The following is a 17,790-nucleotide window of genomic DNA, read 5'->3' as shown; positions in this document are numbered from 1 at the left end:
CGGCTACCGGCGACCCCGCCGGTCCCGGCCGCCGCGCAGCGCCGCGAGCATGGCGGGCGCGTCGAGGTAGGCGCGGTGGGAGACCAGCATGCCGTCGCGGACCTGCCAGACGTGGATCAGGCGGATGCGGAAGCGGTTGCCGTGGGCGCGGACGGTGCCGGTGGCGTGCCCGATCTGGACGACCCGGCCGCCGCCGGCGTCGAAGAGCTCGTCGATCTCCACCACGGGGTCGACGTGCCCGAGCGCGATGCGCAGGAACTCGAAGAAGCCCTCCGGGCCGTGCCGGCGCCCGCCCCAGGGCAGCAGGTCGGTCTGCTCCATGACGAAGTCCGGCGCGATCGCCGCCCGGATGCGTTCCAGGTCGCGGACCGCGAACGCCTGGTAGAGCTCGCCGACCAGTTCGACGTCGGTGGACCCGGCCCGCCGGGTGTTCGCGCGCATGTGCTCGTCCCCTCTGTGCCGCCGCGTGCGGCGTCATCGGTCCACGATCGCGCGCGCCGCTTGCGGTTCGCTTGCACACTGCGAGCCGCGTCACACGGCTACCGAAGCAGTTCTACCGTGGCCGTCCAGCCCAGCGCACGCCCGTCGCGCTCGGCGGCCGCGCGTTCGGCAGGGGGGAGGGCGGCGTCCAGCCTGGGCTCGACGCGGTCGCGGGCCACGTCGATGTACCGGCGGCAGTCCGCGCCCACCCGCCGGGCGTGCTGGACCACCGCGGCGCGCAGCCGGACGCCGTCGGCGGCGCGGTCGACGAAGGGCAGCGCGTGCGCGCCGGCGTAGAGCACGCCGAGCGAGTCGGACACGTTGTGCAGCTCGGTGAACACGTCCAGCGCGCTGTTCAGGTACTCCAGCGCGGTGCGGGCGCTGCGGCCGGCGATCGCGGGGTCGCGGCCGGCGTCGCCGAGCAGGCACCAGGCCAGCACCAGCTCGGCGGTGCCCTTGCCCCACATGTGCCCGCAGTCGGCGTTCGCGTTCCTGGCCGCGAGCACGGCGGCCTCGCCCTCCGCCCGCCGGCCCTGGAGCAGCTGCGCGGTCCCCAGCGAGAGCCGCGCGCTGGCCCGCACCCAGGCCGGGGCGGCCCGGCGCTCGGCCTTCGCGACCAGCTCACCGGCGGTGGCCACGGCGGCGGCGGCCTCGCCGAGCTGGATCAGGCCGGCGGCCCGGCACATCAGCGCGTGCAGCAGCTGGTCCTGGTCACCGTCGGCGAGCAGCTCGATGGCCCGGTCGGCCAGCCCGACCGCCTCGGTGGCGTCGCCGGCGTGGAACGAGACGGTGGACAGCGAGAGCAGGGCGTCGACCCGGTCGGTGACCTCGGCGTCCGGCGCGGCCTCCAGCGCGGTGCGGATCAGCCGGGCGCCCTCGGGGAGGCCGCCGGCGGTCACCCACATCCGGCCCAGCGCGGCGGCGGTGCGCAGCGCGTCCACCGGCCGGTGTGCCAGGTCGTGCGCGATGCCGGCGCGCAGGTTGGGCAGCTCGTCGGCCAGCGCGCGGTAGGCGTCGCCCGCTCGCGAGCCGGTCGTCAGCGCGACGCGGTCGGCGACGAAGCCGCGTACCCAGGCGGCGTGCGCGGCGGCCGTGGCGGCCGGGTCGGGGTCGACCTCGCGGCAGTAGGCGCGCACGGTCTCCAGCAGCCGGTAGCGGGCGGGGGTGGCGCCGGTGTCGGCCATCACCACCGACCTGTCGACCAGGGAGGCCAGGGTGGCCAGCACGGGCTGGGCGGCGGCGTCGGCGGGCTGCACGGCCTCGGCGGCCGGCCAGGAGAAACCGCCCTCGAACGGCCACAGCCGCAGCAGCATCGCCCGGTCCTGGGCGCCGAGCAGCGCGACGCTCCACCTGATCGCGGCGCGCAGGGTGGCGTGCGGGGTCAGCGAGCCGCGCGGCGGGGCGCCGAGCACGGTGAGCCGGTCGTGCAGGTGGTCGGCCAGCCCGGCAAGGCCGAAGGCGCGTTCGCGGGACGCGGCCAGCTCGATGGCCAGCGGCAGCCCGTCCAGCGCGGTGCAGATCCGCCGCGCGCTGGCCAGCTCCTCGGCGCTGGGCGTCCAGTCCGGGCGTGCGGCGCGCACCCGGTCCACCAGCAGCCGCACCGCCGCCCCGTCCCCGGTCGTCTCGGTGTCGACGGCCAGCGGCGCGACCGGGAGCAGGTATTCGCCGTCCACCCCCAGCGACACCCGGCTGGTGGTCAGGATCCGCAGCCCGGGGCAGCTGGCCAGCAGCGCGATCACCAGCTCGGCCACCGGCTCGACCAGGTGCTCGCAGTTGTCCAGCACCAGCAGCCCGGGGGTGCCCGCGAGCGCCCCCTGGATCAGCTCGACCGGGTCGCCGGCGAGCTGGGCGACGCCGATCGCGGCGGCCACCGCCGGCGGCACCGCCTCCGGCGTGGACACGTCGGCCAGCCTGGCCAGCCAGGCCGGGCCCCGGTCGGTGACGGTGACGGCGTACTCGATGGCCAGCCGCGTCTTGCCGACCCCGGCCGGGCCGGTGAGGCTGACCAGGCGCTGGCGGGCCAGCGAGCCGGCCAGCAGCTCCAGCTCGCGGTGCCGGCCGATGAACGACGACAGCGGGCGGGTGATGGCCGGGGCGGGTCGGGGCTCGACGGGGGTCGCGGCGGGGCCGGGGCCGGCGGGGGCGGTCGGGAGCGGTTCCGGGCACGGCGCGGCCAGCAGCGTCGGGTCCTGGTTGAGCAGCCGCCGCTCCAGGGTCCGCAGCGCCGGCCCCGGGTCCACCCCGAGCTCGTCGGCCAGCAGCTCGCGCACCCGGCGCAGCTCGGCCAGCGCGTGCCCCTGCCGCCCGGCCCGGTACAGGCCAAGTACCAGCAGCTCCCAGCGCCGCTCGCGGAACGGCGCCTCGGTCACCGCCTCGCCCAGCGCGGCCACCGCCCCGACCGTGTCCCCGACCGCCAGCCGGGCCGCCTGCAGCTCCTCCACCGCGACCGCGCGCAGCTCGTTCAGCCTGACCCGGACGCCGGCCACCGAGGGCTCCGGCAGCTCCGCCCACGGCTCACCGCGCCAGAGCCCGAGCGCCTCCCAGTAGGCCCGTACGGCCGCGGCCGGGTCGCCGCCGTCGAACAGCCGCCCGCCCTCGGCGACCAGCTCGGCGAACCGGCCGACGTCGGTCTGCTCCGGCTCAACCCGGAACCGGTAGCCGGCCCCGGTGCGCTCCAGCAGCTCGCGCCCGCCCGCGCCCAGCGCCGAGCGCAGCCGCGAGACGTTCACCTGCAGCGCGCCGCTGACCACCGGCGGCGCGTCGGCGCCCCACACCAGCTCGGCCAGCGCCGCATCGGCCACCGGCTTGCCGTCGGCGGCCAGCAGGGCGGCGAGCAGCCGGCGCGGGGCCGGGCCGCCCAGCTCCGAGACCGACCCGTCGACCACCACCTCGAGCGGCCCCAGCACCCGACAGAACAGCACGTCCCAACCCCCGCCGCCGGTCAACACACCGACGTGGACCGGGGACGGAGATTACCGACTCCGAGAGCGATCGTCGATGTCCGGCCCTCTGATCAGCCCCGGTCGGCGCCCGAGGAGGCGTAGATGCGCCGGTTGTCCTCGGCGGCGGGCGCGGCCGGCCAGCTCATCCTGGCGAACCGCCGCTCCGGCGCGAAGCCGTAGCGCAGGGCCAGCGCGGTGGCGTCCGCGTTGGGCTCCGGCACGTCCATGATGACTTCCTCGTCCGGTACGGATGCGAGCGCAGCATGCAGCAGGGCCTCGGCGGCCTCGGCGGTGTCCGCCAGCCACGGCCCGAGCTGGACGGCCGGCGCGCCCAGCCGGGTGACCGCGTACCCGGACATCGCGCCGGTGCCGGGGAACCGGAACGTCCGGCTGCCCGGCCGTTCCAGCAGCTCGCGCAGCACCCGGCCGCGGTCCGCGCCGAACCGCTCGGCGTCCCAGCCCAGCACCGCGCGCACCGCCTCGTCCGCGCCGACCTCCCTCGCACCCAGGTCGCCGTTCTCCGCCGCCGGCGGGCTCGGAGGACGCCGGTAGCGGGACAGCCCGTACTGATCGGCGAACCCCAGCGCGAGGTAGACCGGCCGCCCGGCCTCCGAGGCGTCCAGCCGCACCTGCGCCAGCCCGCGTTCGCGCGCGTGCTCCCTGGCCGCTCGGGCCAGTGCGGTGCCGACGCCGCGACGCCGGTGCTCGGGATGGACCAGCACCATGGCCAGCCAGCCGAACCGGCCGCCGTAGTCGGCCAGCACCGCCGTGCCCGCCGGCCGCCCGTCCAGCTCGGTGACGAAGCACCCGGCCGGGTCCAGCGCGAGGTGCGCCCGCCAGTCCGCCTCGGTCTGGTTCCAGCCGGCCGCGCGGGTCAGCTCCATCGCGAACCCGAGGTCGGCCGGGGTCATCAAGCGGGTGTGACTAGCCGGCATCGAACTCCTTGCGCAGCCTGGCCGGTGCCTTGATCCGCCACGCCTCCTCGACCAGCTCGCGCAGCTGCCCCGGGTCCACCTTCTCCAGGTTGACCAGGATCGCGCCGTACCCGTCGTAGTGCGGCGTGGTGTAGAACGCCGGGTCTCCGGCGGCCAGCAGCGCCTCCTTCTCCTCCAGCGAGCACATCAACACCAGCCCGCCCTCGGCTTCGGTACGCAGCCGGGCGAAGCTCTTGCCGGCCACCTTCAGCGACGGGGTGCGGTACGACGTGGACTCCTCGACGCGCGGCAGCTCGCCGGCCATCGCCACCACGTCCTCCCAGCTCGGCATCGCGGCCTCCTCAGCTCGTCGTCGTCCCTATCCTGGCCGCCTGGCAGGCGCGGTTCTTGGACGGATGGGAGCCCTACCGCCCGGCGAGTCGGAGGCGGCGGTCGGCTTCGGTCACGGCGGTCAGGCCGGCGGACCTGATCCGGTCGGCCAGCGCGGTGGCGCGCGCGACCAGCCCGGCCACGTCGACGCCGTGCGGCGGGTCCTCGGCGAACGCCGCGATCCGTCCGGCGCCCCGCTCCAGCAGCGACGCCGCGCCCACCGCGTTGCCCCGCTGGGCGTGGGTGAGCCCGACCGCGAGCTGCGCCAGCCCCTGCCACAGCTCCCGCTCCTCGCCGTCGGTGGCCTTCCAGGTGCCCTCCAGCACCTCGTGCGCCTGGAACGGCAGCCCGGCGTCCAGCAGCCGCTGCGCCTCGACCAGCGCCTCGGCCGGCGGCAGCGCCAGGCCCTCGGGCACCCGGTCCACCCCGGCCAGCCCCCGCGCCAGCGGCCGCCCCGACGCGTCCCGGGGCCGGGCGTTGCGCGCCCGGCCCTCCTCGTCGCGATCCCGTCCGGTCATGGCCCGAATTCTGCACCCCGCGCGGACGGAGGACGATCGACGCATGCCACGCATCGCAACCGCCGAGCGCGTCGACCGCGCCGCGTTGCTGGAGTTCCTCCGGCCACGGCACCGGGGCGTGCTCGTCACCACCCGGTCGGACGGGCGCCCGCAGCTGTCCCCGGTGTCCTGCGGGGTGGACGCCTCGGGCCGGATCGTGGTGTCGACCTACCCCGCGCGCGCCAAGACCCGCAACGCGCGCCGCGACCCTCGGGTGTCGATCTGCGTCCTCTCCGAGGAATGGAACGGGCCGTACGTGCAGGTCGACGGCCGGGCCGAGGTGCTCGACATGCCGGACGCGCTGGACGGCCTCGTCGAGTACTACCGCTGCATCTCCGGGGAGCACCCGGACTGGGACGAGTACCGCGAGGCCATGCTCCGGCAGGACAAGTCGCTCATCCGCATCCACATCGACGGCTGGGGACCGATCGCGACCGGCGGCTTCCCACCTCAGGTCGCCGCCGAGCCCTCCTGAAACCAGGTCACCACGGTGTGCCGCTGGCCGTGGGTGACCGGCCGCACCTGGTGGCGGACCCTGGCGTCGAACGCGACCAGCGTGCCCGGGCGGGCGGGGAAGGAGAACCGGGCCCGCTCGTACCCCGCGTGCGGCAGCAGGTCGGGCAGGTAGAACTCCAGCGCGCCGCCGCCGTAGCGGCCCTCGCCGGGTCGTTCGGCCTCGGCGTTGAGGAACAGCACGGCGGTGACCTGGCGCGGTCCGCCCGCCGGCGCGCCGGACAGGTCGTCGCGGTCGCGGTGGAAGGCCAGGAAGTCGCCCTTGTCGTAGCGCAGGAAGCGCGGTTGCGCCACGCCGGCGAGCTCGACCCGGAAGTGCGCCGCCACGGCCGGCAGGACCTCGCGCAACCGCCCGGCGACCGCCTCGCCGACCGCCGCCTCCGGTGCCACGCACAGCGCCGCGCGGGCCTGCTCGCTCGCGTTCCCCCCGGCGGTGACGTCCAGGCCCGGGGCCGCGCGCATCCGCCTGCTGGCCCGCGCGCACAGCGGCGGCGGCAGGAAGTCACGGCGGACGAACAGGCCCAGCGCGGACGACAGTTCGAAGGTCGTCATGGCCGAACCGGGGGCGGCGAGTCGCATGGAGGAAGGTTGCCGCCGGCGCCCGCCGTGATCCATGGGGCATGCCCCCGAGCAACACGGGCTGTCCCCCGTCTCGGGGTAGGGCTCACCCTCTGGCGGAATAGGGTGCCCGGGGCGCGCGGTTTCGCCCTGCAAGAACCGTAGAACTCCGTGAGAGGCAGCCATGCGTGCACTGGTCGTCACCCCCGGCTCGCCGTCCGGCGTCGCCCTGTCCGAGGCACCCGACCCGGTGCCCGGCCCGAACGAGCTGCTGGTCGAGGTCCGCAACTCGTCGCTGAACTACGGCGACGTCAGTGGCGCCGCCGGCCGTGCCGCCGGCTCGGTGCCCGGCTGGGACGCCGCCGGCGTGGTCGTCGCACCCGCCGCCGACGGCGCCGGCCCCGCGGTGGGGGAGCGGGTGCTCAGCTTCGGCGGCGCCGGCGCCTGGGGCGAGCTGCGGGCGGTGCCGGTGCGGGACGCCGCGGTGGTGCCGGAGTCGGTCGACCTCGGGGTGGCCGCCGCGCTCCCGGTGGCCGGCGTGACGGCGCTGCGTGCGCTGCGCGCGTCCGGCTCGCTGCTGGGCAGGCGGGTGCTGGTCACCGGCGCGTCCGGCGGGGTCGGGCGGTACGCGGTGCAGCTGGCCGCCGGCGCCGGCGCGCACGTGGTCGCCTCGGCGCGCCGGGGCGAGGGGCTCGCCGAGCTGGGCGCCCGCGAGGTGGTGGACGGCCTCGGCGGGATCGCCCCGGTCGACGTCGTGATCGAGAACGTGGGCGGGCCGAGGCTGGTCGAGGCCTGGAACGCGCTCGCGGCCGGCGGCGTGCTGCAGAGCATCGGCGGCACCTCCGGCCGGCCCTCGGAGTTCCCGCCGTACGCCACCGTCGGGCCGAGCCGGACGCTGCACTCGTTCCAGGCCGGCTCGGCGTACGGCGCCGACCTGGCGTTCCTGCTGGAGCTGGTCGCGACCGGGAAGCTGGCGGTGGACGTGGGCTGGCGCGGCTCCTGGCGGCGGTTCGACGAGGCGGCCGCCGCGCTGCTCGGCCGCCAGATCGCCGGCAAGGCCGTGTTGGACCACGACTGAGCTGGACCACGACCGAGCCGGCTGCTATGCAGGCCTGGTGAAACAGGATTACAGCACGCTGTCCGTGACCCTCGACGCCGGCGTCGCCGAGCTGCGGCTGAACCGCCCCGACCGGGCCAACGCGCTGAACCCGCCGATGTGGCAGGAGCTGCGGGCCGCCGCGAAGGACCTGGACGCCACCCCCGAGGCCCGGGTGGTGGTCCTCAGCGGCGCCGGCAAGCACTTCTGCTCGGGCATCGACGTAGGCATGCTCGCCGGCTTCCAGGGCGCGGACGGCGACCGCGCACGCGCCAGCGAGCGGCTCTACCACACGATCACCGACCTGCAGGACGTGCTGACCTGGTTCGAACGCTGCCGCAAGCCGGTGCTGGCCGCCGTGCACGGTGCCTGCATCGGCGCCGGCCTCGACCTCGCGGCCGCCTGCGACCTGCGCTACGCCAGCGCGGACGCCGGGTTCTCGGTCAAGGAGGTCGACATGGGCCTGGTCGCGGACGTCGGCGTGCTGCAGCGGCTGCCCCGGATCGTCGGCGAAGGCGTGGCCAGGGAGCTGGCGTACACCTGCCGGACGGTCTCCGGCCGGGAGGCGGCCGAGCTGCGGCTGGCCAACCGCTGCTACGACACCCCCGAGGAGCTGCGCGCCGGCGTGCTGGAGACCGCCCGCGAGCTGGCCGCCAAGTCGCCGCTGGCGCTGCGCGGCACCAAGCGCGCGATCACCTACGCCCGCGACCACACGGTCGCCGACGCCCTCGACCAGGTCGCCACCTGGAACGCCGGGACCCTGCTGTCCGCCGACCTCGCCGAGGCCGTCGCCGCCCACCTGGAGAAGCGCCCGCCCGCCTTCGCCGACTGACCCCGTGAGTGGCTAGGGCCGCCATAGCGACCCTAGCCACTCACGGGTCGGGATCAGCCGCGCGCCTCGGCCAGCTCCTCGTCGGTGTAGGCGTCGGACTCCGCCTTGCCCATCCGCCAGTACCCGGTGAACGAGATCGCGTCCTTGGGCAGTTGGCGCCCGCCGACCAGGTGCCGGCGCACCGAACGCACCAGCCCGGCCTCGCCGGCCAGCCAGGCGTACGGGGTGCCCAGCGGGAACGTGGTGTGCCGCAGCGCCTCGACCAGCGCCTCTCCGGGCGCGGCGTCCGGGCGCCGGTGCAACCAGCGCAGCCGGACGCCTCGCCCGGTGGTCAGGGGTTGTTCGTCGGCGGCGTCGTCCAGCTCGACGAACGCCAGCGCGCGATCATCGTCATCAAGTGACTCCAGGATCGACGCGATGGCCGGCAGCGCGGTGTGGTCGCCGGCGATGAGCAGCCACGGCGGGTCCTCCGGTGGGGTGAACCCGCCCTGCGCGGCCAGCACGCCGAGCGCGTCGCCGGGGTGGGCGTTGCCGGCCCAGCGGCTGGCCGGGCCGGCGTCGCCGTGCAGCACGAACTCGATGTCCAGCTCGCCACGCTCCGGGCGCAGCGCGCGGGCCGTGAACGTGCGCATCGTCGGGCGCACGCCGTCCGGCATCGCCAGGTAGCGGCGGTACCAGCCGGGCACGTCGTCACCGTCCATCTCCGGGATCTCCGGGGTGGCACGGCCGGCCGGCGGGAAGAACAGCTTGACCCACTGGTCCGGTGAGCGGTAAGGAAACTCGGACAGGCCCTCGCCGCCCACGGTGATCCGCACCAGGTGCGGGGTGACCCGCCGGGTCCGCAACACCTTGGTCACGAAGTAGGGGAAGGCCGTCCCGTCCGTCGTCCGCCGCGCGCTCATAGTCACAGTTAAGCAAGGCTTGCCTAACTAATTCAAGCCGGGGCCTGGCTCGCCGGCCGCCATCCCACGAGCGACGGCCGCCCACCGAGGGGGTGGCACCTCGCCGGCCGGTCCGCCCGCGTACTCGCCGAGCATCGGCAGCCACCGCTTGCCGCCGAGCTCACGGAGCACCCGGTGCACCGGAGCGCCGGGCCGGGCGTGCGCCGCGCGCAGCAGCTCCCGCAACGCCCGGTGCCCGCGCCGGTCGAGCGGCTCGGCCACCGGCCGGACCCGCAGGTACGCGGCGTCCACCGACGGCGCCGGGGTGAAACACGCCGCCGGGATCCGCCTGCGCAGCGCCAGCTCGAACCGCGCGGCCCACCACGCCGCCTCCAGCCCGCGCGGGACCGTCGCGGTCACCCGCCGGGCGAACCCCCACTCGACCACCAGGTCCGCGCCGCGCAGCGCCAGCGCCGGGTCGCCCAGCAGCCGCCGCAGCAACGCCGTGCTGGCCCCGAACGGGATGCTGGCCACCACGCTGAACTCCCGGCGGGGCAGCGGCACCCGGCGCAGGTCGCCGTGCACCACCCGGACCGGGGCACCGGCGAACCGCCCGCGCAGCCGCCGCGCGAACCCGTCGTCGCGCTCCACGGCCAGCACCCTGGCCCCGGTGGCGGCCAGCGGCCCGGTGAGGGTGCCGGGCCCGGCGCCGAAGTCGATCACGAGGTCGCCCGGGCCGAGGGCGGCGGCGCGGACCAGCTCGCGGATCGGGCGGCGGTCGGTGAGCAGGTGAATGCCTGACGGGTTGGATGAGGACGAACGGGCGCGCGACATCGCGGGTGCTCCAGGGAACGCGGGAACGAGGGACCCGGAAGGAGCACAGCGGCGTCAGGTCGCGAGGGGACGCCAGATCAGCGAGGAAGAAGAACGGGCCTGGCCGCTGCGCTCAGTGGCGCCGCAACCGCATGGACGCGATGCCGGCCATGGCCGCTATACCGCACATGGCCGGCACCATACGGCTCGGCCGCCGCCGCCCGCAGCCGGTTTTCGGCCAGGCCCGTCCCCGGGGTTCGCGGTCAGGCCGGTCGTGCCAGGCAGTTGTGGTACGCCGCCACCAGCCACCGACCGTCGCGCCTGGTTAGCACCCAGGTGGCCCGCACCTGCCTTGCCGGCGGCAGCTCGCGCTCGCCGGCCATCAGGATGCCGCCCTCGCCGATCACGACGGCGGTGTCCGGCCCGAGGAACCGCAGGTCCAGCGGCCGGTCGAAGGCCCGCGAGCCGCGCAGCGGACCGGCGAAACCGGCCGCCATGGCGTCCCGGACCTCGTTGGACCCGGTGCTGAACACGCCGCTGTGCAGGATCACGGTGGCGTCCTCGGTGTAGTGGGCGGCCAGCGCGTCCGCGTCACCGGCCGCCCACGCGGCGTAGACGCCGTCCAGCACCGCGCGCACGGCGGCCTCGTCCTCGGTTGTCGTCTTCGTATCGGTAGTGGTCATGCCGGTATGTACTGCCCGGGCGGCCGTGACTCATCGGTACCGATGACCGGAGGGCTCGGCTCCGGTACATATGCAGGTGATGACGACGTCGACCGACTTCGAGCGGCGGACCGATCCGTACCGGCGTGAGCTGCTGGCGCACTGTTACCGGATGCTCGGCTCCGTGCACGACGCCGAGGACCTGGTGCAGGAGACCCTGCTGCGGGCCTGGCGCGCGTACCCGAGGTTCGACCCCGCGAAGGCGTCGCTGCGCACCTGGCTGTACCGGATCGCCACCAACGCCTGCCTGACCGCGCTGGAGCAGCGGGGCCGCCGGCCGTTGCCGTCCGGGCTGGTCGGCCCGATGGAGGACCCGGAGGCGCCGATGGTGCGCGGCGAGGCGACCTGGCTGCAGCCGCTGCCGGACGCGCTGCTCGCGGGCGACCCGGCCGCCGCGCTCGCCGCCAGGGGCGGCCTGCGGCTGGCGTTCGTGGCGGCCATCCAGCTGCTCCCGCCCCGCCAGCGCGCGGTGCTGGTGCTGCGTGACGTCTTCGAGTGGCCGGCCGCCGAGGTGGCCGAGGCGCTGGGCACCACGACCGCCGCCGTGAACAGCGCGCTGCAGCGGGCCAGGGCGCGGCTGGACACGGCGGTGGACCGCGACGGCGTCCAGGAGCCGGACGACCCGGTCCAGCGGGCGCTGGTCGACAGCTACGTCGCCGCCTTCGAGCGGGCCGACGTGGCGGGGCTGAGCCGGCTGCTCGCGGCCGACGCCGTGCTGGAGATGCCGCCGGTGCTGAACTGGTACATCGGGCGCGACGCCTACGCCCGGTTCCTCGCGCGGGTGTTCGCCATGCGCGGCACCGACTGGCGGATGCTGCGCACCTCGGCCAACGGCCAGCCGGCGCTCGCCGCCTACGTGCGCGGCGAGGACGGCGGGTACCGGGCGCACAGCCTGCAGGTGCTCACGGTCACCGGCGCGGCGGTGAGCCGCAACGTGGTGTTCGCGGACCCGAGCCTGTTCGCCCTGTTCGGCCTGCCGCCGTCACTAGAGTCGCCTGGATGAGCGACTCACTGGGCATCGCGGTACTCGGCAGCGACCTGGCCGGGCTGGCCGACCTGGCGCGGCGGGCCGAGCGGCGCGGCTTCGAGTCCGTGTTCACCACCGAGTTCTACGACCGCTCGGCCACCGTGTCGCTGGCCGCGATGGCCGCCGCCACCGAGACGATCACGCTGGCCAGTGGCATCGCCTACGCGGTCGGCCGCACCCCGCTGGTGCTCGCCGCCGAGGCGCGCGACCTGGACGAGCTGTCCGGCGGGCGGCTGCTGCTCGGGCTGGGCACCGGCACCCGGCGGATGCAGCGGGACTGGCACGGCGTGGACGGCGCGTCGACCGCACCCCGGATGGAGGAGCTGGTCCCGCTGCTGCGCCGGCTGTGGGCGCTGGACTCGGGCGGCGTGGAGCATGAGGGCCGCTTCTACCGCTTGGCGCTGCGGCCCACCGCCGAGGTCCGCCCGCCGGTGCGCGCGGACATCCCGGTGTACCTGGCCGGGGTGAACGAGCGGATGGTGGCCGCGGCGGGCGCGGTCGCCGACGGCCTGGTCGGGCACCCGATCTACACCCGCCGCTACGTCGACGAGGTGGTCCGGCCCGCGCTGGCGGCCGGCGCGCGGCGCACCGGCCGTCCCGAGGACGTGCCCATCGCCGGCTACGTGATCACCAGCGTGGCCGAGGACGCCGCCACCGCCCGCCGCGACGCCGCCGCCCAGATCGCCTTCTACGCCGTCGTCCGCACCTACCGCGCCATCATCGAGCTGGAACGCTTCACCGACGAGGTGGACGCCATCCGCGCCGCCTGGGAACGCCGCGACCACGCCGCCATGATCGCCGCCGTGTCCGACCGCATGCTCGCCGCCATGGCCGTCGCCGGCACCCCCGACGAGGCCCGCGACCAGCTCGACGCCTTCCGGGGCCGCTACGACCGCCTGCTCTGCTACGCCCCCAGCTACGGCCTGACCGCCCCCGAGATCACCGACCGGCTGCACGCCATCCTGGATACATTCGGCTCATGAGCGTTGCGGAGAAGCTCCCGGCCGAGTCGTGGCTGGCCGAACACCGCGCCGAGCTGACCGGCTACTGCTACCGCATGCTCGGCTCGCCGTTCGACGCCGAGGACGCCGTGCAGGAGACGCTGGTCCGGGCCTGGCGCGGCTACGACCGGTTCGAGGGCCGCTCGTCGCTGCGCTCGTGGCTGTACCGGATCGCCACGAACGTCTGCCTGGACGCCCGCAAGGCCGCCGACCGCCGTGCCCGCCCGATGGACCTCGCGCCCCCCTCGGCGGCCGGCGAGCCGCTCGGGCCGCCGCTGCCCGAGGCCTGGGTCGAGCCGATCCCGGACGACCGCCTGGACCCGGCCGACCTGGTGGTGTCGAGGGAGACGATCAGCCTCGCCTTCGTGGCCGCCCTGCAACGGCTGACGCCGCCGCAGCGCGCGGTGCTGATCCTGCGCGATGTGCTGTGCCTGCGCGCCCGCGAGGTCGCCGAGGCCCTGGACACCACGGTGGCGTCGGTCAACAGCTCGCTGCAACGGGCCAGGGCGGTGATGGCCGAACGCGAGGTCACGGCGGCCGAGCCGTACAGCCCGACCGACCCGGTGCAGCGCGACCTGCTCGCCCGCTACGTCGACGCGTTCGCGCGCTACGACGTCGACGCGCTCATCGCCCTGATGCACGAGGACATCACGATGACCATGCCGCCGTTCTCCTGGTGGCTGCGCGGCCGCGACCAGATGCGCCAGGCGCTGCTCGGCTCGGACGGCTCGTGCCGGCGCGCGCGCTGGCTCCCGACCGTCGCCAACGGCCTCCCCGCGTTCGGCCAGTACCGCGCCGATGACCAGGGCGGCGAATACCGACCGTTCGCACTCCAGGTCCTGGAGGTGGCGTCCGGCCGCATCCTCGCCACCACCACGTTCCTGGACGCCGAGCGCCTGTTCCCCCTGTTCGCCCTGCCCCCGTCGCTGGACGCCTAGGGTCACTCGATGCCGTACTTGCCCGGGGCGAGCACGCCGCTCGGATCGAGCGCCGCCTTCAGCCGCGAGCAGGTCCGCTCGAACTCGGGCAGTCGGCCCATCGCCCACTCCTGGCGGTCGGTGGGGGTGCGGCCGATCGGGTAGCCGAGCTCGTCGTAGGCGGTCACCAGGGCCTGGTACGCGGCGTTCATGCGTGCGACCTCGGCGGGGTCCTCCCGGTTGAAGACGATGATGTGCAGCGCCCGGGCGGCGCGGGGACCGCAGACGAACTCGACCATGTAGTCGAACCCGTGCTCGGTGAGGATCTTCCGGGACGTCCGCTGGTGCAGCTGGGCCACCTCGCCCAGCATCGGGGTGGCCGGCAGGAACCAGGTCGCCCCGCCGCCGGGACGCCAGTCGAGCAGGCCGAGCTCGCGGTCGGTCGGCTCACCGCCGAAGGTGTCCAGATGGATCTTGTACACCGGGTCCTCGACCATCCGCTCGTGCGGGACGTAGGTGGCCTTCCCGGACGCCTCGAAGTGCGCCCTGATCCGTTCGATGCCGGGCTCGAGCGCCTGCTCGGACGGCCCGTACAGGGCGCCGGAGACCAACCAGGCCCCGGTGCCGTGCCGGTCCTGCAGCTCCGCGCGGACCTCGTCGGGCAGCGGCACGGCGCCCCCGGTGCGGTGGAACGGGTAGCGCTCCTCGGTGCCGAACCCGTAGCTGCCCGAGGTGACCTTGACCAGGGTCGGCACAGCGTTGGTGAGCTTGAGCGGGCGGACCAGCTCGAAGATCTCGGCCAGGTCGTCGTCCTCCGGGAACGCGAACGCGAAGCCCTTGATCACCGGCGGCCGGGGCATCAGCCAGATGGCGGCCCGGGTGACGATCCCGAGGTTCGACTGGGAGAACAGCCCGTCCAGCAACGGTCCGAAGCCCGACTTGTTGACGAACCGGGTCTTGGCGCCGGCCAATGCCCCGTCGCCGGTGCGCAGCACGCCGCCGTCCGGCAGCACGACCTCCAGCCCGCAGAGCATGCCGAAGTGGTCGAAGTACGGGGTGTAGCCGGCGCCCCGGTCCAGCGCGTTGCCCAGGATGCCGCCGTCCGGCGGCCCGGAGGTGGCGCTGAGCATGAGCGTGTCACCCCGGCGCGCCAGCTCGGCCCGCAGCTGGCGGAACGTCACGCCGGGCTCGACGACCGCGTACCCGAGCCGCTCGTCGACCTCCACGATCCGGTTCATCCGCCGCCCCAGGTGCACGACCACCTGATGCTCGCGGACCGGGGAGAACTCGCCAAGACCGGCGTTGCGCCCGGTGCTGGTCGGCCACAGCGTCACGCCGTGCTCGCCGGCCAGGCGGACCACCGTGGCGACCTCGTCGGTGGACGCCGGGCTGACCACACCGGCCGGCCTGCGGTCCCCTCCCGGCAGCCGGTTACGGCCGTACTCGGCCCTGACCGCGTCCGAGACGTCAACGGCCCCGGCCCCGAGCGCGCCCCGCACCGCCGCAAAGAACGTCGCCGACATCCGCCGCCCTCCCTACCTAGCCACCAACAACCTAGCGTCAAGGTGACGGCAGTAACACGGCCGTCATGTATAGGCGCGAGCCATCGGATAAGCCGTGACCGTGTCCATGATTGTCAACCGCTACGCGCCGCGACAACGCCGCGTCTGTCTCGGAGCAGCCGGCCGGTGATATCGGGCCGGCCGGCGTCACACCAATCAAGGCTCACGCCTGAACGTTCGCGGATAGTGAGTTCAGCGACGCCGCCGCAGGCTGGGGTGTGTGATATATCCGTTCGCGGCGATACGGCGGTCATCGCTCAGGTGCGGAACCTGCTGCCGAGTACCGCTCACATACATGGCAAGCGCCTTCCGCTCGCCCGGTGAGTTCACCCTGAAGCGCGTCACCGCACCGGCTAGCACGCCAGGGTCGGTGCTCAGCTGTCCGGCGTATTCCTCGGCATTGCCCTGTGAACTCCACACAACCTCGGTTGCGCGGATCTCGTCCGCGCGGACCGCATGGACGGCGTAAATGAATGGCTCGCCGCTCCAGCGTGTCTCTCGGTGATTCAGCTCCGGTTCCTGATTCTGCTTCGGCTCGTCGCCGGCCTGGCGGAATCCGCCCGGGCTGGGTGTGTCATGAATCGGCGCGTGGACCGCGCGCAGGCGACGTTCTCCGCGCCGCTTGGTCAGGTGGTTGCCGACCAGTTCGGTCAGGGCGAGGGAGGGGGTCCGTGTGGACATCGATGATCCCTAACGGCATGTCTACGGGTGGACGGGCCGAGCGTACCAACTTGGTGATACAAGTTCAATCGAGCCTGGTCGTCCCGCTGACCGGTGACAGCCCGTCCGCGGTCCAGCGGGTGAGGACCGTCTGGTGTTCGCGCTGTGCGCCGGTCGTCGAGTCGATGGCGAAACGGCCGAGCAGCGTCGCGGTGCGGAGTCCGGTGGCGGCCGCCCACAGCGCGGGACGCGAGAGATCCCCGGCGGTCCGCGCGCAGTGCGCGGCCAGGGCGGCGGTTGCCGCGGCCTGGACGGCGGGATAGTCCGGAACGCCGCCCGAGGCCTTCGCATACTCAGCAAGAAAGTCGTCCTCCGACGGACCCACGTGAATGGTTCCACCGCGACCAGGCAACCACTGCGCTATCCCATAGATGCCGTCTGGACGAAGAACGGCTGCGCCGAACTCATGCACGCCGGCCGCAACGGCCCCCAACGTTCGTGGCGGTCGACGCTGGTGGAGAGCCTCGCGAACTGTCGCCACGTCATCCGGGAATGTGGCCGCGCAGAAGAAGTCCCAATCCCCGTCGTGATGAGCCGGGAGTGGCTCGTCCGGCGCGAGCCGTTGTGTGGGGATGCCGAGCCGAACGGCGGTGCGCTCGGCCCCCTCGATGACCTGCGCACCGAACCGTCCTCGACCACTTCTGAGAAACAATGGCGCGACGGACGCGCGCCCGGCGAGCATCTGTACGAACGGCTCGGCGTAGCGGCTCGTCGGGGCCAGCACACTGACCACATGTCCAGGGGCGGCCGCCTCGACGTCATCGCCAGATCCGCCATGGTTCCACAGGAGCTTGCCCAGGTCCGCGACGACCTTGTTGGCGGCGCGCATGAGCTGTGTGGAGTACGGGCCCAACAACAGGTCGCACCCGTCGGTCAGGCTCGAGAGGGCGGGTGCTACCCGGCTCGGTTCACTTCGATCGTCGATGATGACAATCTCGGCGTTTCCGTCCAGGGTGGCCCAACTGCGCAATCCGTGCGCGGCCTGAGTGCCGAACATCGCGTAGCGACCGGTGAGCGACAGGCTGGCACCGATCCGGAGTGGCCCACCGGCGAACGCGGAGTTCATCGCATGTCCACCTCATAGCGGAACTCATGCCGGTCCGCCGCGGCGATTGACTCCTGGACTTCGAGCGGCATGTCATCGACATCATAAATCGTACGCAAGATGCGAACGACCGGGATGCCCGTGGTGAGCTGTAGTTCTTCGGCCTCGGACGGCGTCGGCATCCTGCTGGTCAGGTCATCGACAGACCGGCCCGCAACCCGATGGATCGGCCCAGACGGGTCCTCAATGAAAGAAAGCACGCCACCACGGATCCGACCATTCTCCGCAATCGGAGTTCCTTCCGCGATGCTCCGCGGATAGTAGCTGTCGCATTGGGCGACCGGCTGGTCATTGACCAGGAACAACCGCCGACGGACCACCACAGGCGCGCCATGCTCGACCTCGAGCCGGTCCGCTACCTCGGCGGGCGCTCCGATCGACTCAACGGCAAGCAGACGCTGCTCGGGCCGCTGGCCTTGCTCGATGACCTGAGCGTTGAACCCGGGCAGCCGCTCCCTCCGGTGCCTTCGATAGTTCGCGCCGGTCAGGCGAAGTCGCACAACAGGGACCGGCCGCACGAATGCACCCTGTCCCTGTTTGGTGACCACCAATCCCTCGGCCCTGAGAACCGCGATCGCTCGGCGTACGGTCGTACGACTGGCTTGGTAGGCCTCCGCGAGCTTCCACTCAGAACTCAGACGCTCGCCAGCCGCAAGCTCACCCGTCAGGATCGCCGACCGAAGATCATCAATGATCCGACGGTACGGAAAGTTCGGGTCGGACGAGTGCACCCGCCGACCGTAGTCGTGAGTGGTAAGAG

Annotated in this window: 19 protein-coding genes; 6 read left to right on the top strand and 13 right to left on the bottom strand. The window is 74.0% G+C overall.

What is annotated here, in order from left to right:
• Nucleotides 1–3: 3 nt before the first annotated feature.
• The 5 genes from N912_RS0117820 to N912_RS0117800 form a co-directional block, all read right to left on the bottom strand.
• A complete protein-coding gene (locus tag N912_RS0117820) occupies nucleotides 4–441 on the bottom strand; it encodes a nuclear transport factor 2 family protein (protein ID WP_028923478.1) in 438 nt (145 codons plus the stop codon).
• Between the two features lie 98 nt (nucleotides 442–539).
• Nucleotides 540–3,401 (bottom strand): AfsR/SARP family transcriptional regulator, encoded by a 2,862-nt coding sequence (locus tag N912_RS52720; RefSeq protein WP_169747902.1) that lies wholly within the window; start codon nucleotides 3,399–3,401, stop codon nucleotides 540–542.
• Between the two features lie 92 nt (nucleotides 3,402–3,493).
• The gene (locus tag N912_RS0117810) at nucleotides 3,494–4,333 is read right to left on the bottom strand and encodes a GNAT family N-acetyltransferase (protein ID WP_028923477.1); all 840 of its coding nucleotides are present in this window, start codon (nucleotides 4,331–4,333) and stop codon (nucleotides 3,494–3,496) included.
• Between the two features lie 13 nt (nucleotides 4,334–4,346).
• Nucleotides 4,347–4,688, bottom strand: coding sequence for an MmcQ/YjbR family DNA-binding protein (locus N912_RS0117805; protein WP_028923476.1), 342 nt, complete (start codon nucleotides 4,686–4,688; stop codon nucleotides 4,347–4,349).
• Nucleotides 4,689–4,761: 73 nt separating this feature from the next.
• Nucleotides 4,762–5,244, bottom strand: coding sequence for a DUF309 domain-containing protein (locus N912_RS0117800; protein ID WP_028923475.1), 483 nt, complete (start codon nucleotides 5,242–5,244; stop codon nucleotides 4,762–4,764).
• 43 nt (nucleotides 5,245–5,287) lie between these two features.
• Here N912_RS0117800 and N912_RS0117795 point away from each other — a divergent pair, with 43 nt between their 5' ends.
• Nucleotides 5,288–5,758 (top strand): PPOX class F420-dependent oxidoreductase, encoded by a 471-nt coding sequence (locus N912_RS0117795; protein WP_028923474.1) that lies wholly within the window; start codon nucleotides 5,288–5,290, stop codon nucleotides 5,756–5,758.
• On the opposite strand, the gene N912_RS60450 is transcribed toward N912_RS0117795, so the two are convergent.
• The gene (locus tag N912_RS60450) at nucleotides 5,734–6,348 is read right to left on the bottom strand and encodes a 2OG-Fe(II) oxygenase (protein ID WP_028923473.1); all 615 of its coding nucleotides are present in this window, start codon (nucleotides 6,346–6,348) and stop codon (nucleotides 5,734–5,736) included. The genes N912_RS0117795 and N912_RS60450 overlap by 25 nt on opposite strands.
• A 190-nt stretch (nucleotides 6,349–6,538) precedes the next feature.
• Between N912_RS60450 and N912_RS0117785 the strand changes: the two genes are divergently transcribed.
• Nucleotides 6,539–7,432 carry a zinc-binding dehydrogenase gene (locus N912_RS0117785; RefSeq protein ID WP_028923472.1) on the top strand — a complete coding sequence of 298 codons (894 nt, stop codon included), beginning with the start codon at nucleotides 6,539–6,541 and terminating at the stop codon, nucleotides 7,430–7,432.
• Nucleotides 7,433–7,469: 37 nt separating this feature from the next.
• Entirely contained in the window at nucleotides 7,470–8,282 is an 813-nt protein-coding gene (locus tag N912_RS0117780) for a crotonase/enoyl-CoA hydratase family protein (protein WP_037065274.1), read from the top strand.
• Between the two features lie 53 nt (nucleotides 8,283–8,335).
• Here N912_RS0117780 and N912_RS0117775 read toward each other — a convergent pair whose 3' ends face one another.
• From N912_RS0117775 to N912_RS0117765, 3 genes are all read right to left on the bottom strand, one after another.
• The gene (locus N912_RS0117775; RefSeq protein ID WP_084210981.1) at nucleotides 8,336–9,184 is read right to left on the bottom strand and encodes a siderophore-interacting protein; all 849 of its coding nucleotides are present in this window, start codon (nucleotides 9,182–9,184) and stop codon (nucleotides 8,336–8,338) included.
• Nucleotides 9,185–9,211: 27 nt separating this feature from the next.
• Nucleotides 9,212–9,997 carry a 23S rRNA (adenine(2058)-N(6))-methyltransferase Erm(C) gene (locus tag N912_RS0117770; protein ID WP_084210980.1) on the bottom strand — a complete coding sequence of 262 codons (786 nt, stop codon included), beginning with the start codon at nucleotides 9,995–9,997 and terminating at the stop codon, nucleotides 9,212–9,214.
• A gap of 242 nt (nucleotides 9,998–10,239) precedes the next feature.
• Entirely contained in the window at nucleotides 10,240–10,659 is a 420-nt protein-coding gene (locus tag N912_RS0117765) for an SgcJ/EcaC family oxidoreductase (RefSeq protein WP_028923468.1), read from the bottom strand.
• Nucleotides 10,660–10,738: 79 nt separating this feature from the next.
• Between N912_RS0117765 and N912_RS0117760 the strand changes: the two genes are divergently transcribed.
• The 3 genes from N912_RS0117760 to N912_RS0117750 are packed head-to-tail and all read left to right on the top strand — an operon-like array spanning nucleotide 10,739 to nucleotide 13,664.
• A complete protein-coding gene (locus tag N912_RS0117760) occupies nucleotides 10,739–11,701 on the top strand; it encodes a sigma-70 family RNA polymerase sigma factor (RefSeq protein WP_028923467.1) in 963 nt (320 codons plus the stop codon).
• On the top strand, nucleotides 11,698–12,708 hold the full coding sequence (locus N912_RS0117755) for an LLM class flavin-dependent oxidoreductase (RefSeq protein WP_028923466.1): 1,011 nt from the start codon (nucleotides 11,698–11,700) through the stop codon (nucleotides 12,706–12,708). The genes N912_RS0117760 and N912_RS0117755 overlap by 4 nt, the downstream gene beginning before the upstream one ends.
• A complete protein-coding gene (locus tag N912_RS0117750; RefSeq protein WP_037065272.1) occupies nucleotides 12,705–13,664 on the top strand; it encodes a sigma-70 family RNA polymerase sigma factor in 960 nt (319 codons plus the stop codon). The genes N912_RS0117755 and N912_RS0117750 overlap by 4 nt, the downstream gene beginning before the upstream one ends.
• A gap of 2 nt (nucleotides 13,665–13,666) precedes the next feature.
• On the opposite strand, the gene N912_RS0117745 is transcribed toward N912_RS0117750, so the two are convergent.
• The 4 genes from N912_RS0117745 to N912_RS0117735 form a co-directional block, all read right to left on the bottom strand.
• Entirely contained in the window at nucleotides 13,667–15,166 is a 1,500-nt protein-coding gene (locus N912_RS0117745; protein WP_028923464.1) for an FAD-binding oxidoreductase, read from the bottom strand.
• A 231-nt stretch (nucleotides 15,167–15,397) separates the two neighbouring features.
• On the bottom strand, nucleotides 15,398–15,886 hold the full coding sequence (locus N912_RS63565; RefSeq protein ID WP_156993719.1) for a hypothetical protein: 489 nt from the start codon (nucleotides 15,884–15,886) through the stop codon (nucleotides 15,398–15,400).
• Nucleotides 15,887–15,950: 64 nt separating this feature from the next.
• The gene (locus tag N912_RS0117740; RefSeq protein WP_028923463.1) at nucleotides 15,951–16,991 is read right to left on the bottom strand and encodes an ABC transporter substrate-binding protein; all 1,041 of its coding nucleotides are present in this window, start codon (nucleotides 16,989–16,991) and stop codon (nucleotides 15,951–15,953) included.
• Entirely contained in the window at nucleotides 16,988–17,761 is a 774-nt protein-coding gene (locus tag N912_RS0117735) for a GntR family transcriptional regulator (RefSeq protein WP_028923462.1), read from the bottom strand. The genes N912_RS0117740 and N912_RS0117735 overlap by 4 nt, the downstream gene beginning before the upstream one ends.
• Nucleotides 17,762–17,790: the final 29 nt, after the last annotated feature.

This window comes from Actinospineispora acaciae DSM 45401, assembly GCF_000620785.1.
Classification (GTDB): domain Bacteria; phylum Actinomycetota; class Actinomycetes; order Mycobacteriales; family Pseudonocardiaceae; genus Pseudonocardia; species Pseudonocardia acaciae.
Note: the sequence above shows the minus strand (reverse complement) of the source record. Positions and strands in the feature narration are given on the sequence as shown.

What these genes read in the sequence shown, in the direction of transcription:
- N912_RS0117820 (WP_028923478.1), bottom strand. Translation starts at nt 441, where the DNA reads ATGCGCGCGAACACCCGGCGGGCCGGGTCCACCGACGTCGAACTGGTC.
- N912_RS0117770 (WP_084210980.1), bottom strand. Translation starts at nt 9,997, where the DNA reads ATGTCGCGCGCCCGTTCGTCCTCATCCAACCCGTCAGGCATTCACCTG.
- N912_RS0117805 (WP_028923476.1), bottom strand. Translation starts at nt 4,688, where the DNA reads ATGCCGAGCTGGGAGGACGTGGTGGCGATGGCCGGCGAGCTGCCGCGC.
- N912_RS0117745 (WP_028923464.1), bottom strand. Translation starts at nt 15,166, where the DNA reads ATGTCGGCGACGTTCTTTGCGGCGGTGCGGGGCGCGCTCGGGGCCGGG.
- N912_RS0117755 (WP_028923466.1), top strand. Translation starts at nt 11,698, where the DNA reads ATGAGCGACTCACTGGGCATCGCGGTACTCGGCAGCGACCTGGCCGGG.
- N912_RS63565 (WP_156993719.1), bottom strand. Translation starts at nt 15,886, where the DNA reads ATGTCCACACGGACCCCCTCCCTCGCCCTGACCGAACTGGTCGGCAAC.
- N912_RS0117750 (WP_037065272.1), top strand. Translation starts at nt 12,705, where the DNA reads ATGAGCGTTGCGGAGAAGCTCCCGGCCGAGTCGTGGCTGGCCGAACAC.
- N912_RS0117765 (WP_028923468.1), bottom strand. Translation starts at nt 10,659, where the DNA reads ATGACCACTACCGATACGAAGACGACAACCGAGGACGAGGCCGCCGTG.
- N912_RS0117740 (WP_028923463.1), bottom strand. Translation starts at nt 16,991, where the DNA reads ATGAACTCCGCGTTCGCCGGTGGGCCACTCCGGATCGGTGCCAGCCTG.
- N912_RS0117810 (WP_028923477.1), bottom strand. Translation starts at nt 4,333, where the DNA reads ATGACCCCGGCCGACCTCGGGTTCGCGATGGAGCTGACCCGCGCGGCC.
- N912_RS0117760 (WP_028923467.1), top strand. Translation starts at nt 10,739, where the DNA reads ATGACGACGTCGACCGACTTCGAGCGGCGGACCGATCCGTACCGGCGT.
- N912_RS0117775 (WP_084210981.1), bottom strand. Translation starts at nt 9,184, where the DNA reads ATGAGCGCGCGGCGGACGACGGACGGGACGGCCTTCCCCTACTTCGTG.
- N912_RS0117795 (WP_028923474.1), top strand. Translation starts at nt 5,288, where the DNA reads ATGCCACGCATCGCAACCGCCGAGCGCGTCGACCGCGCCGCGTTGCTG.
- N912_RS60450 (WP_028923473.1), bottom strand. Translation starts at nt 6,348, where the DNA reads ATGACGACCTTCGAACTGTCGTCCGCGCTGGGCCTGTTCGTCCGCCGT.
- N912_RS0117785 (WP_028923472.1), top strand. Translation starts at nt 6,539, where the DNA reads ATGCGTGCACTGGTCGTCACCCCCGGCTCGCCGTCCGGCGTCGCCCTG.
- N912_RS0117800 (WP_028923475.1), bottom strand. Translation starts at nt 5,244, where the DNA reads ATGACCGGACGGGATCGCGACGAGGAGGGCCGGGCGCGCAACGCCCGG.